General features: G+C 64.5%; 13 protein-coding genes. 3 read left to right on the top strand and 10 right to left on the bottom strand.

Annotated elements, in window-relative coordinates; all coding sequences use genetic code 11:
• The first annotated feature begins 277 nt into the window (after positions 1 to 277).
• Positions 278 to 1,195: a TonB C-terminal domain-containing protein gene (locus MRY84_RS02655; RefSeq protein WP_291504212.1), complete on the top strand. Its 918-nt coding sequence runs from the start codon at positions 278 to 280 to the stop codon at positions 1,193 to 1,195.
• Positions 1,196 to 2,336: 1,141 nt separating this feature from the next.
• Here MRY84_RS02655 and MRY84_RS02650 read toward each other — a convergent pair.
• Together MRY84_RS02650 and MRY84_RS02645 are read right to left on the bottom strand one after the other, a co-directional pair.
• Positions 2,337 to 3,020 carry a hypothetical protein gene (locus MRY84_RS02650; protein WP_291504211.1) on the bottom strand — a complete coding sequence of 228 codons (684 nt, stop codon included), beginning with the start codon at positions 3,018 to 3,020 and terminating at the stop codon, positions 2,337 to 2,339.
• 120 nt (positions 3,021 to 3,140) lie between these two features.
• Complete coding sequence (locus MRY84_RS02645) at positions 3,141 to 4,022, bottom strand: alpha/beta hydrolase (RefSeq protein ID WP_291504210.1); 882 nt, start codon at positions 4,020 to 4,022, stop codon at positions 3,141 to 3,143.
• A gap of 149 nt (positions 4,023 to 4,171) precedes the next feature.
• Between MRY84_RS02645 and MRY84_RS02640 the strand changes: the two genes are divergently transcribed.
• A complete protein-coding gene (locus MRY84_RS02640) occupies positions 4,172 to 4,597 on the top strand; it encodes a DUF1810 domain-containing protein (RefSeq protein ID WP_291504209.1) in 426 nt (141 codons plus the stop codon).
• A gap of 100 nt (positions 4,598 to 4,697) precedes the next feature.
• Here MRY84_RS02640 and MRY84_RS02635 read toward each other — a convergent pair whose 3' ends face one another.
• The 3 genes from MRY84_RS02635 to MRY84_RS02625 all read right to left on the bottom strand — a co-directional run bounded on the left by MRY84_RS02635 (position 4,698) and on the right by MRY84_RS02625 (position 6,158).
• Positions 4,698 to 4,880 (bottom strand): hypothetical protein, encoded by a 183-nt coding sequence (locus MRY84_RS02635; RefSeq protein ID WP_291504208.1) that lies wholly within the window; start codon positions 4,878 to 4,880, stop codon positions 4,698 to 4,700.
• Between the two features lie 20 nt (positions 4,881 to 4,900).
• The gene (locus MRY84_RS02630) at positions 4,901 to 5,347 is read right to left on the bottom strand and encodes a hypothetical protein (protein WP_291504207.1); all 447 of its coding nucleotides are present in this window, start codon (positions 5,345 to 5,347) and stop codon (positions 4,901 to 4,903) included.
• 109 nt (positions 5,348 to 5,456) lie between these two features.
• Positions 5,457 to 6,158: a class I SAM-dependent methyltransferase gene (locus MRY84_RS02625; protein WP_291504206.1), complete on the bottom strand. Its 702-nt coding sequence runs from the start codon at positions 6,156 to 6,158 to the stop codon at positions 5,457 to 5,459.
• A 99-nt stretch (positions 6,159 to 6,257) separates the two neighbouring features.
• On the opposite strand from MRY84_RS02625, the gene MRY84_RS02620 reads away from it, so the two are divergent.
• Positions 6,258 to 7,139 carry a LysR family transcriptional regulator gene (locus tag MRY84_RS02620; RefSeq protein ID WP_291504205.1) on the top strand — a complete coding sequence of 294 codons (882 nt, stop codon included), beginning with the start codon at positions 6,258 to 6,260 and terminating at the stop codon, positions 7,137 to 7,139.
• 34 nt (positions 7,140 to 7,173) lie between these two features.
• On the opposite strand, the gene MRY84_RS02615 is transcribed toward MRY84_RS02620, so the two are convergent.
• The 5 genes from MRY84_RS02615 to MRY84_RS02595 all read right to left on the bottom strand — a co-directional run.
• Positions 7,174 to 8,283, bottom strand: coding sequence for a branched-chain amino acid ABC transporter permease (locus MRY84_RS02615; protein WP_291504204.1), 1,110 nt, complete (start codon positions 8,281 to 8,283; stop codon positions 7,174 to 7,176).
• On the bottom strand, positions 8,280 to 9,182 hold the full coding sequence (locus MRY84_RS02610; protein WP_291504203.1) for a branched-chain amino acid ABC transporter permease: 903 nt from the start codon (positions 9,180 to 9,182) through the stop codon (positions 8,280 to 8,282). Before MRY84_RS02610 ends, MRY84_RS02615 begins: the two co-directional genes overlap by 4 nt.
• Positions 9,179 to 9,976 (bottom strand): ABC transporter ATP-binding protein, encoded by a 798-nt coding sequence (locus tag MRY84_RS02605; RefSeq protein WP_291504202.1) that lies wholly within the window; start codon positions 9,974 to 9,976, stop codon positions 9,179 to 9,181. The genes MRY84_RS02610 and MRY84_RS02605 overlap by 4 nt, the downstream gene beginning before the upstream one ends.
• Entirely contained in the window at positions 9,973 to 10,755 is a 783-nt protein-coding gene (locus tag MRY84_RS02600) for an ATP-binding cassette domain-containing protein (protein ID WP_291504201.1), read from the bottom strand. The genes MRY84_RS02605 and MRY84_RS02600 overlap by 4 nt, the downstream gene beginning before the upstream one ends.
• Positions 10,756 to 10,766: 11 nt before the next feature.
• On the bottom strand, positions 10,767 to 11,861 hold a 1,095-nt coding region (locus MRY84_RS02595; protein WP_291504200.1), incomplete at its 5' end, for an ABC transporter substrate-binding protein.

Genomic DNA, 11,861 nt, shown 5'->3' with positions numbered 1-11,861 from the left:
GCTTGTCAAGTGGCGGGGGGTGGGCGGAGGGGGCGAGGGGTGCGGGGGCGGTAGACATAACTCAGTGGCCGCCGAAGTTGAATGCTCGGGCTTCTGGATGTTTAGCGGCTGACTCCAGCCATCCGACTGGTACCACCGGTCGTGCATTATCGGCAAGGAGTCGACTTTCGCACCGCGCGCCCCAGAAGACATGGACTACATCAATGTTCGCTGGCAGCAGCACTAGTTTGTCGGCAGGGCTTCGCACAGCCGTTTCACAAGGTACTCTCGAATCAGCATGAACAAGAAAACTGATCGCCCAATGATTCCCACCGTGCTGTTAGCTTGGTTAATTGGCATATCTCTCCTGCACGGAACGCACTCGCGCGCGCAAGTTCCGCGCCCCGTTCCAAAACAAGCGGGCATATGTGATCGAATATATGCGGACGTGGCTGAGATGGCATCGGACTTGCAGGACATATTGGATAGATGTGACTGGGATACAGACGGTTTCGTGCTGGCGCTTCGGAAGCTGAACCATCTACCACCACCTGCGGGGCTCAAGGCCGTTGTTCTGAAGCCCTATGTAGCGGGGCGACCTGTCAAAACAGTCACCCTTGAAATCGACGTGTTCTTCAACCTCTTGCAGTCGTATCCCCACGTGCTGGCATTTCCAAAATTGGAGCAATTGACTGAAAGAATAAGTTCAGGGTATGAGATTCAGGACGTTGAAATCGTTGGATACTCCGATAGAAACGAGCATCAAGAATTGACACACATGACATTAGACACAAAACGTGCCGAATTTATTCGCGCCTACTTTGTTGCAGTGGGTGTGCCGCCTGAACGAGTTCGCACAAGCATTAATCTTCCGCGACATGAAAATACCGCCACTGGGCGCGCGCGCGATCGATCGGTAGCCGTCAAGGTTCATTTTTTAAGCCAAGACCAAAGCTACGCGGAAAAAGTTCGTGCGAGCATTCAGCCCATCATATTTTCTGGAAGCTTGTCTGGAAACCCGGTTGCAACCATTGAAGTTACGACAGCAGAAAAAGGCGTAATTGTTGGAAGGCGGCTTATTCGATCGAGCGGCGACCGAAATTGGGACGAGGCAGTCGAACGTGCGGTCTACAAAACCGATGTCATCCCTGCAGATGTCGATGGGCGGGTGCCACACAAGTTGGAAATTAGCTTCTCCCCAAAAAATCGACAATGACACCCATCGAGATATTTTTTCGAGTATATTACTTAAAGCAAAGACAACAACGGATTTGACCCCTTAGCCGCCGTTGGCCCCCATTCCTCAACGCGATCATTAGTTAAAAACTCGGTTTGGCCGCAGCCCGAAACGTGTTTTTATACCTGGATATTAAACAGTCATGCACTTAGAAACTGGGGCCCAAGCCACTTCAAAGAGGAATCATTATCCAGAATATCTCGCACGCTCCCGTTTATCCCGCAGGGCTTGCGGTCTAAATTACGTTTGGCCTCACGTTCCATGCCACTGATGTTCGTAAAGAAAGCTCTTCTCGTCGCTGTGTTGTGCATATTCGCGTACGCTTCAAGTGATGTCCGGTCACAGCCTTCGGAACCAAATCGACTGGAATCCGCGAAACGGTTGGTTCGGGACAATGACGGGTTGCTTGCACCCCTGCAACTCTATGGATTGACTGCGGACTTGTTCTGCCGCTCGTACTTTGTGGAGTTAAGACGGGATGCTGCCTGGGGACCAAATCATCCAGGCTGGGCTCAATGGCTCACAGGCTTCTGTAAAGACCTGGTTCAATTATCCCTACCGGAGGGAAGCAGTCTTGAGGAGTTCTTAGCACATGAATTGGCAAAAGGACTTACGCAGGCTGAGATCGACCAACTGGACTTGAGGAACTCCCACCCAGAGGTTGTGGCAGCATCTTCCCGACTGCAGGGCCGGGGTCTGAGTTGGGCGTTCGTTGTGCAAGCAGAGCGGCCCCCCGGGACCGCAGGGTTGTACTCGAGCTCAGAGCGTGAGACAGCGAAGCGAACTGCTCAGCTCCTTAATCAGGAGGTGTCAGGCGTAGAGTCCGATCTTCGTTCGGTAGCTCTCTACATCGGTGCTCCCGAGTTCGCCAAGTACCAGCGTGTTCTGGGGAAAGCCTTCATGGGCAGCGCGGGGCGCCTGGACTCAAACCCCCAAGGGAAATTCGCAGCTCTTATGCGCGCATGGCACGCCAAAGTCTCGGAAGCTGCGAGGTGAGACATACCAAGCCAGTCAACTACGGCGCCCGAGGGCGCTGCGCCGCTGCGCGGCGTCAGTGGCGGCTGGAAGGACCTCGAAATGACTCGAAAACACTTTTATTCGGGCCACTCTGTGATTGAATTTATTTAAGCCCAAGCTTCGCACGAATTTCTGGAAATCCGCACCGATGCATACTCGCAACAAGAGACGGTCGGTCAAATTGCGGTGGTGTGCCATCCCGTTGGTATTTCTTGTACTCCTGCACCGTTGCAACAACAAACGCCTGAAATGTCGAAGTTGACAATTTATTTAAGTCAGCTTGAACGCAGGAGCAAACGCCCGTTGCGAGTTCGTCAAGAGCATCGCGGTTAGGGGTTACTCCTGCCGCACTCACCACCATTTCTTCACAGAATCCAGGCCAAGTAACCTGAAGCTGTTTGATGGTGCATGCTGTGCCAGATTCCATGAATAGCCTTGACCCGATCTGGTCGGCGCCCTGGCTAAGAAGTGCGGGAGTTAAACGCTCTTTGACCGTAGCGACAGTACATGAGCAGAAGCGATTTGAATTCATTGCCTCAGTGAGCCAGCGCGCAATTGGCGCACTCTGGATAGACTGATTTTTCAATCCTTCTTCCACCTGCCTCCGGCATACAGATTCTGTATAGCTGAGCCTGCTGGATATAGCTACTTTTTCAGCCTCGGTGAAATTTTGCGCTAACGCGACTACGCTTGCATACAAAAGCAAAGCGGTAATTAAATAATTCTTCATTTGTGAATAAACAGAAGGCAGATTTTTCGTTTGGGGCCATTTCAAGAGTCGTGTCAACAGGCCTGTTCCCCAGAAAACTCCGTCCACAAGCTTTTACACCCCACTCCCATTGAGCGGTGTTGGCCATGAACAGGCATCGGCCAGATCGCCACCACATCGTCGAGCATCGACTCCCCCTCAAACACGCTCCCGCACCCGCAGCCACGCCACGACATCCCCCGTCACCTCATCCCGATTCGTCTCATTCAAGATTTCATGCCGCGCCGCCGGGTACAGCTTGACCGTCACATCGGCCACCCCGGCATCCCGATACCGCTGCCCCAGTTGCTGGATCAATGCCCCGCCTGCAGCCAGCGGGTCTGCGTCGCCGGATGCGATGAGGATGGGCAGGTCGCTGCGGATGCGTGCGAGTTGTGCGGGGTCGGCCAGCCGGGGCGCAGGCGCAAAGAGTGAAGGAATCACATCTTCCGGCATGTCCCAGCCGCACCACGGGTCGGCCACGTAGGCATCCACCTCGGCGGCGTCGCGCGACAGCCATTCGTAGCCGGTGCGGTGCTCAAAGCCTGCGTTGAAGGCCGCGAGCCCAGCGGGCGCGTCGGCGGGGGCGTTGGCCATGCCGGCGGCGAACAGGTCGAGGGCGGTGGAGCCTGACAGGATGACGCCGGACCAAGTAGAGGAGTGGTCCAGGATGGCCGCCTGCGCTGCGAACGAGCCCATGGAGTGGCCGAACAGGAAGAGCGGCAGGCCGGGGTGCTGCGCACGCAGCAGCGCGCCGAACTGGGCCACGTCGGCAATGAGGCCGCTGAAACCGGCGCTGCCAAAGTCCCCCAGCTTGTCACCCGCCGTGCGGCCGTGGCCGCGGTGGTCCACGGCGTGGACGATGAAGCCTGCGGCGTTCAAGGCCCGCGCAAAGCGGTCGTAGCGCTCGCCGTGCTCGGCCAGGCCGTGGGAGATTTGCACGACGCCCACTGGCTTGCCCGGGGTTTCGGCCCAGGTGTAGGTGGTGATGCGGGTGCCGTCTGCGGTGGACTGGAAGGAGGAGGTGGTGGCAGTGCTCATCGGATCATTCTGGCACGGGGTGTGGGGTTTGCGCATCACCGTGTTGACGCGTTCAGCACCGTGCGCTGACCACTCCTCATTCAGCGCTTGCCGCGCCAGGAATTCGCAGTCACCATGTGTTCAACCACCCTCCCCACCCCATCCGCAGCATGCCCCTGCCCCCTGTCCTCGACCGCTTTCTGCAAGCCCAGGAGCCCGTGTGGCCCCGCGTGTTGGCCGAGCTGCGGGCGGGCAAAAAGCGCACGCACTGGATGTGGTTTGTGTTCCCGCAGATCAAGGGGCTGGGGCGCAGCGACATGGCGCAGCGCTATGCCATCCAGTCGCTGGCCGAGGCGCAGGCTTACCTGGGGCACCCGGTGCTGGCGGGGCGGCTGCGCGAGTGTTGCCAGATCCTGCTGGCGCCGGAGTCGCCTTCTTCTGCGCTGGAGGTGTTTGGCACGCCGGACGACCTCAAGCTGCGCTCTTGCATGACGCTGTTTGCCGAAGCCTCCGCGCCGGGCAGTGTTTTTGATGCGGTGCTGCAGAAGTACTTTGGCGGGCAGAAGGACGAGCGCACGCTGGAGCTGCTGAAGTAGGCCAACCACCGCCGACCGCAGGCCTGCATCAGCAAGGCCCAAGTGATTTACGCCAAAACAAGCTGCAGCGCTGATCCATAAAGCGCTATCAGCTATCAATTTAATAGCTACTACCGACTTCTTGCCTCTCCGGCGCGGTGGCCCGCTGCCACCGCACTTGGTACCCCGCCCACAGCAGGTGCGCATCCTTGCGCTGCTGCACCGTGCCCCGCAGGCCCTTGGGCAGGAACAGGGCCAGAGCGGTGTGAAACCGCTGCATGGGGTTCACCGTGCAGAGTTGCACGGATGGTGGGCAGGTGGGCCTCAGCACCGCCCGGCTGCTTTCAGCAAGGCGTTGCATTCGGGGCCTGCACCGCGGCCCCGGGCTGCAGGTGCTGCAGGTGCCGCAGGTGCTGAAGGCGTTGCGGCCGCAGGGCTGCTGCTGCCGGTCTTGCTGCCCGCCATGGAGGTGCAGATGGCGTCGGAGTGCGGCGTCTGCCCAAAGCTCATGGCTTTTTGGAAGCCCGTGGCGCCGTACAGGTAGCAGCGATACGCCATGCCGTCCAGGGTGTTGACGGTGTAGTTGATGCGGCCACCGGTTTCCTCTTCGCGGTCGGTGATGGAGAACTGGCCCACGGACCGCCCGATCGCCTGCGCTGTGCGCTGCTCCAGCCCACGCTGGTCAAGGGTGGACGCGCAGCCGGCAAGCAGGGCCAAAGCCGCCAAGGCGGGGGCGGCCAAATGAAGCGCAGGGCGTGTGGAAGACTTCATGGGGTTCCTTGGTTTCAACGGTTTCATAGGTCATGCGCAGCCCGCCACCGGCCCAAGCCCTGCGGGCTGGGCCGTGGTCACGGCCTGGCTAGGTAGAGAGTGCGGCTGGTCAGCCCGGCTTGCGGGCCACGATGAAGACCCGGATGTCCTTGCCCCGGGTGCCATGGCGCTCGACGGAGACGATCTCCAGCCCCTGCCGCACCAGGGCCAGCCGCAGCTGCTGCGCGTCGAAGCGCAGCACCTTCGGCGCCTTGCCAATGGCCTGCATCAGGGGCAGGGCGAGGCACGTGATGAGCGGGTTCATCTCGGAGAGGCACGGTGTCTTGGAGATCAGCAGACCGCCGGGCCGCAAGGCCTGCACCAGCAGCTGGAGCGCATGGTCCAGGTCCTCCACCAGATGCAGCAGGCTGAAGGCCAGCACCACGTCGTATGCGCCCTGCCCCTGCCCCGGTGCGTCGGCATCGGCCAATGCAAAGCCCAGCTGCGGCACGGGCTGGGCCGCCAGCCGCTCCCGGGCGATGGCGATCATCCCGGGCGAGACATCCGTGGCCAGCATGCGCCCCGTGAAAGGCGCCAGGCGCAAGGCCGTGCTGCCGGTGCCACACCCAACCTCCAGTACATCGCCCCCCGGGGGCAGCAGTGCCTGCACGCGCTGCAGCGTGGCCTCATAGCCTGCCATGTCGGCAATCGGCTCGGCGGCGTACTTGGGCGCTATGCGGTCCCAGAAGCGGGCCTTGCGGGCCAGAGGGGCAGCACCGGCCCCGGGGTGCGGCGTGGCGTCGAGGGCCGGGGCAATGGAGGGCATGGGCATGGGCGGGTGGGACATCGGGCGTTGAGAGATGCCGGAATGCTATCCATGCAAAACCTCGCAGGGAACAGCCTTTATTGCAGTGAACATATACATTTACGCATGGACAATCTCGACTGGAACCAGCTCAAGGCGTTTCTGAAGACCGCAGAAACCGGCTCGCTCTCGGCAGCCGCCCGCAAGCTGGGCCTGACCCAGCCCACGCTGAGCCGGCAAGTGGCCGCCATCGAACAGCACATGGGCGTGACCCTGTTCGAGCGTGTGGGCAAGTCCATGGTGCTCACCCCCACAGGGCTTGACCTGCTGGAGCACGCGCGTGCCATGGGCGCGGCCGCCGAGGCTCTGGGCCTGGCGGCCACGGGCCGGTCCGAAGCGGTGGGCGGGGTGGTGTCGGTGTCGGCCACCGATGTCGTGGCGGCCTACCTGGTGCCGCCCATCTTGCAGCGCCTGCGCGCCCAGGAGCCCGGCATTGCCGTCGAGGTGATCTCGTCCAACGCGCTGAGCGACCTGCTGCGCCGCGAGGCCGACATCGCCATCCGCCACGTGAAGCCCGAGCAGCCCGACCTGATCGCACGCCTGGTGCGCGAGGCCACCGCCCACTTCTATGCCTCCGAAGGCTGGGTGAGGACTTACGGCCATCCGCGCAACGCACAGGATGCAACCCAGGTGCCGTTCGTCGGCTCGGACCGATCGGGCCGGTATCTGGCGTACCTGCGCCAGCATGGCCTGCACCTGAGCGAGGACAACTTCAGCTGCTATTCCGACCACACCGTCGCCCACTGGGCCCTGGTATGCCAGGGCATGGGCGTCGGGGCGATGATGACCGAGATTGCGCGCAAGACGCCCGGCATGGTCCGGGTGCTGGACGACCTGCCACCGGTGCGCTTCCCGATCTGGCTGGTCTCCCACCGCGAGCTGCGCACCTCGCGGCGGATCCGGGTGGTGTTCGAGGCGCTGGCGGAGGGGTTGTCTGACGAGGGGTAGCAGGGCGAAGCCTGAGCGCAAAACGGGCCCAGGCTCAGCGACCTGTGTGTGCCCCTCTCTCGTCCCCCGCCCCCACCACGGCCCGATCCGCGTGGACCCCGTGCGGTGCCTGCCAGCGCACCCGGTACCCCGCAGACAGCAGGTGCACATCCCAGCGCTGCTGCACCGCGCCCCACAGGCCCTTGGGCAGGAACAGCGCAAAAAGCAGCGCAATGGCGCCCAGGCCGATGAGGTAGAGCACGCCCTGCCCGCCCCACAGCGTTTCCACCGCAAAGAAAAGCAGCGCGCCGAGGATGGGGCCTTCCATGGTGCCGATACCACCCACCAGCACCATGAAGATCATGTAGGCCGTCCACTGCACGCTGAAATAGGTCTTGGGCTGAAAGCTGATGGACGTGGCCAGCCACAGCCCGCCCGCCACGGCGCAGCCAAACGCCGAGAGCACGAACACCAGCCGCTTGACGGCCACCACGTGCACGCCGATGGAGATGGCGGCGGTCTCGTTGTCGCGGATGGCCTGCGCGGCCGTGCCCACCTTGCTGCGCAAGAGCACGAACACGGCCCAGCACAGCCCGGCCATGGCGGCCAGCGCCAGCCAGTAGGTGGCGGCACGCCGGTCGTCGGCCGCGTATTGCTGCAGGGCGATCATGGAGGTGCCCGTTTCGCCCTGCACCAGACTGTCGAGGTTGACGCACAGGTGCGCCAGCGCGGCCAGCACCCACATGCCGATGGCGAATTCGCCGCCCTGCAGGCGCAGCATGAACACGGCCAGGGGCACCGCCGCCAGCGCTACCAGCGCCGCGCCCACCAGCAGCGCGGGGTACGGCCCCAGGCCCGCGTCGGCCAGCCGCACCATGGCATAGGCGCCCAGGCCAAAGAACGCTTGGTGGCCGATGGAGACCAGCCCCGCGTAGCCCGCCAGCGCGTTCCACATCACCGCCAGGATGATGTAGATGAACAGCGTGGTGAGCCGGTCCACCACGCCGGCCTGCAGCCCCAGCGGGGCCAGGGCCAGCACGGCCAGCAGCAGCACGGCGGCGACGGCGAAGGTGGCAGAGGCGCGAGTCCAGCGCTCGATGGCCCAGCCGGGTTGGCCCGTGGGCGCTGCGGGATTGACGACAGCGGAGAGGGTTGGAACAGTCATGGCACGGCTCGGCGAAGGGGGTTGGAAAAGAACCTGAGCAACGCGCCGCCCGCATAGAGCCGCGCCAGCAGGATGACCAAAAAGGTGGCGTGCCCGGCGATGAGAAAGCCCTGCGGGTGCACCTGCGCCCCCAGGTTTTGCGCCACGCCCAGCACCACGCCGCCCAGCAAGGTGCCCCACAGCGACCCGGCGCCGCCGATGATGACGGCCTCGAACGCGAAGATCAGCTGCTGCGGGCCCGAGAACGGGTCGAACGTGGCCCGCAGCGCCAGCGATGCGCCCGCCAGCGTGACGGTGACCATGGTGATGGCCGAGGCCGCGGCAAACACGGTGCCGGTGTGCACGCCCACCAGGCGCGCGGTGTCGGCGTCTTCCGATGCCGCACGGATCTGCCGGCCCAGCGACGTGTGCGCCAGCAGGGCGTGCAGGCCGCCCAGCAGCAGCACGGCCAGCACCAGCACCAGGGTGGGCAGCTGGCCCACGTAGAGGCCGCCTGGCAGCTCCCAGCTGTCGTAGGCCAGGGTGCCGATGGCGTTGGCCAGCGAGCGCGTGTCGGCCCCGAAGTGCTGGAACAGCGCGTTGTCGATCACGCTGGCCAGGCCAAAGGTGGCGAGCAGCGGCACCAGCGCGCCCAGCCGCGCGCTGCGCTCCAGAACCAGGTAGTGCAGCGCCCAACCGAGCAGCGCCATAGCGGGCAGCACGGCCAGCAGCGCCAGAAGCGGGTGCCAGCCCAGCGGCTCGGCCAGCCACCACAGCAGGTAGGCGGCCACCACGGCCAGGCTGCCATGGGCGAGGTTGATGATGCGCATCACCCCGAACATGAACGACAGCCCGCACGCCAGCACGGCGTAGTAGCCGCCCAGCAGCAGGCCCTGGAGGACTTGGTTCAACAGGTTCATGCGGCCTCCTTGTGAAGGTGATGGGTGTGTGCGGCGGCTTCGGCAGGTACGGCGCTGGCATCTGCCGCAGCCCCAGGCCGCTGCGCGCCAAAGTAATGCGCGGTGATCTGCTCGCGCGTGAGCTGGTCCGCCGGCGCATCGGCCACCACGCGGCCTTCCAGCATGCAGACGATGCGGCTGGCCACGGCCTGCACGCGCTGCAGGTCTTGCTCCACCAGCACCAGCGTCGTGCCCTGCCCTGTCACTCCGCGCAGCGCGTCGTACACGCCTTGCACGGCCAGGGGCGAGAGGCCCAGCGACACTTCGTCGAGCAGCAGCAAGCGCGGGTTGGTCATGAGTGCGCGGCCAATGGCCACGGCCTGCTGCTGGCCGCCGGAGAGGTCGCCCGCCCGCGCATCGAGCTTGGGCACCAGCTGCGGAAACGCATCCAACACCGTGTCGAAACTCCACAGCCCGCGCCGCCCAGCGGCACGCGCCACCAGCAGGTTTTCGCGCACCGTCATGGCCGTGAACAGGCGCCGCCCTTCGGGCACCAGCGCCAGCCCTTCGGCCACGCGCTGGTGGGCAGGCATGCGGGTGATGTCTGCGCCCTCCCACCGCACGGTGCCGCTGCTGGCGCGGTGTGCGCCCGCCACCGTGCGCAGCAGCGTGGTCTTGCCCGCGCCGTTGGCGCCCACCAGGGCCACGACGTCGCCCTGGCGCACCTGCAGCGAAACATTGCGCACGGCGGGCAGCTGCCCGTGGTGGGCGTTCACCGATTCAATGCTCAACAACGTCGCGTTGCTGCTGCTCATGCCGCCACCCCGCCCAGGTACGCCTCGACCACCGTGGGGTCAGCCAGCACCGCGCGCGGGTCGCCGCTGGCGATGATGCGGCCGCCGTCCATGCACACCAGGCGCGTGGCCACTTGCAGCAGCACATGCACCAGGTGCTCGATCCACACAATGGCGATCTGCCGGCTGCGGATGGTGCGCACCATGTCCACCAGCTCGCTGGCTTCGGCATCGGTCAGGCCGCCGCCGATCTCGTCGAGCAGCAGCACGGTGGGCTGCGTGGCCAGCGCGCGCACCAGCTCCAGCCGCTTGCGGCCCAGCAGGCCCAGCGTCTCGGCGCGGCGGTTGACCAGGCCCTGCATGCCGCACAAGCGCAGGCATTCCATGGCCTGGTCGCCCGCTTCCCGGGCTGGCAGGCCTGCGCCGTGCGTGGCGGCGGTGAGCACGTTCTCAAACACCGTCATGCCCAGGAACGGGCGCGGCACCTGGTGCGTGCGCGCGATGCCGGCGCGGCAGCGGTCCGCCGCGCTTTGATCGCTCACGTCCGCGCCGCGAAACCACACGTGGCCCTCGCTGGGCGCGAAGGCCCCGGCCAATACGTTGAGCAAGGTGGTCTTGCCCGCACCGTTGGGGCCGACGATGCCCACGGCCTCGTCGGCACCCACGGCAAAGTCCAGCGCGCTCAGCACCTGCAGCGCGCCAAAGCGCATGGTGATGCCCTGGGCCTGCAGCAGGGGCGGTTGTTGCTGCTGCGCCTGTGGTTCGGCGCCCAGGCTTCGCAAGGGTTGGGGGTGTCGCATGGCGGGCCGGTTCAGCTGTAGGCCTTGAGCGCCGCCGCCACGGGGATGTTGCGGTCGTTGGCGTTCTCGGTGATGACGATGTCGAGCTTGAACTTGCTGCCCGCGGGTGCCTGCACCCACTGCGCGCCCACTACCGGCGTGACCGACACGTTGGGCACGGGCCCCTTGGCAAAGTCCACCGGGCCTTGCATGGTGGTGGTCTTGAGGGTGCTGATGGCCTTGGCCAGCGCCGCCTTGTCGCGCGGGTTGGCGCTGGCCTTCAGCGCCTCGGTGCCCGCATCGAACAGCGACATGGTGGAGCCCAGCATCTGCGTCCACTGCTTGCCGGTGCTGGCCTCGTACGCCTGGGCCAGCTGCGCGCCCGTAAGGCCGGTGAGCGCCGACGCATACGGAAAGCTCTTGTGCCAAAAGCACCCCGCCGCCAGGTTGTGCGCCAGCGGCCCCAGCGCCTCCACCTGCGAGGGCACGAGGCCGGTCTTGGCGATCTGCGCGATCTTGACCATGCGCGTGTAGCCTTGCTGCGCTGCCTGGCGCCAGAAGGTGGCGAAGTCGGGCGGGATGGGGAAGGTGTTGAAGATCTCGCAGCGCTCGGCCTTGAACTTGGCGATCTGCGCGGAGTAGTCGGTGGTGCCGTTTTCATACGGGCCAGCATCCACCACGGTGAAGCCCGCCTTGGCCAGCTCGGGCGCCAGCGTGCCGCGGATGGCGTTGCCGTCGGCATCGTTGGGGTACAGCACGCCGATCTTCTTGTTGGTGGGCAGCGCGGAAAACTGCGAGGTATACGACGTGGTGAAGCTGCCGCCGCCAAACGAGAAGTGGTACGTCCACCTGAACGGAGACGGCGCACCGGGCTTGGCGCCGCGGCCGAAGTACCAGGCCTCCCACGGCATCACGGTGGAGAGGCAGGGCACGCCTGCGGCCTCGCACGCGTCCGACACGGGGTTCACCGTCTCGGGCGTGGTGGTGGTGAGCATCAGGTCGATCTTGTCGTTGTTGATCAGTGCCTTGGGGAGCTGGCTGGCGCGGGCGGGGTCGGACTGCGTGTCGCGGTCCAGGATCTCTACCGCGTACTTCACGCCGCCAATGGTCAGGCCCGCGGCGAGCGT

The sequence above is a fragment of the Acidovorax sp. genome (genome assembly GCF_022763525.1).
Lineage (GTDB): Bacteria > Pseudomonadota > Gammaproteobacteria > Burkholderiales > Burkholderiaceae_C > Acidovorax.
This window is presented reverse-complemented; position numbering and strand designations above follow the sequence as displayed.

What these genes read in the sequence shown, in the direction of transcription:
- MRY84_RS02655 (WP_291504212.1), top strand. Translation starts at nt 278, where the DNA reads ATGAACAAGAAAACTGATCGCCCAATGATTCCCACCGTGCTGTTAGCT.
- MRY84_RS02620 (WP_291504205.1), top strand. Translation starts at nt 6,258, where the DNA reads ATGGACAATCTCGACTGGAACCAGCTCAAGGCGTTTCTGAAGACCGCA.
- MRY84_RS02600 (WP_291504201.1), bottom strand. Translation starts at nt 10,755, where the DNA reads ATGCGACACCCCCAACCCTTGCGAAGCCTGGGCGCCGAACCACAGGCG.
- MRY84_RS02645 (WP_291504210.1), bottom strand. Translation starts at nt 4,022, where the DNA reads ATGAGCACTGCCACCACCTCCTCCTTCCAGTCCACCGCAGACGGCACC.
- MRY84_RS02625 (WP_291504206.1), bottom strand. Translation starts at nt 6,158, where the DNA reads ATGCCCATGCCCTCCATTGCCCCGGCCCTCGACGCCACGCCGCACCCC.
- MRY84_RS02640 (WP_291504209.1), top strand. Translation starts at nt 4,172, where the DNA reads ATGCCCCTGCCCCCTGTCCTCGACCGCTTTCTGCAAGCCCAGGAGCCC.
- MRY84_RS02610 (WP_291504203.1), bottom strand. Translation starts at nt 9,182, where the DNA reads ATGAACCTGTTGAACCAAGTCCTCCAGGGCCTGCTGCTGGGCGGCTAC.
- MRY84_RS02630 (WP_291504207.1), bottom strand. Translation starts at nt 5,347, where the DNA reads ATGAAGTCTTCCACACGCCCTGCGCTTCATTTGGCCGCCCCCGCCTTG.
- MRY84_RS02615 (WP_291504204.1), bottom strand. Translation starts at nt 8,283, where the DNA reads ATGACTGTTCCAACCCTCTCCGCTGTCGTCAATCCCGCAGCGCCCACG.
- MRY84_RS02605 (WP_291504202.1), bottom strand. Translation starts at nt 9,976, where the DNA reads ATGAGCAGCAGCAACGCGACGTTGTTGAGCATTGAATCGGTGAACGCC.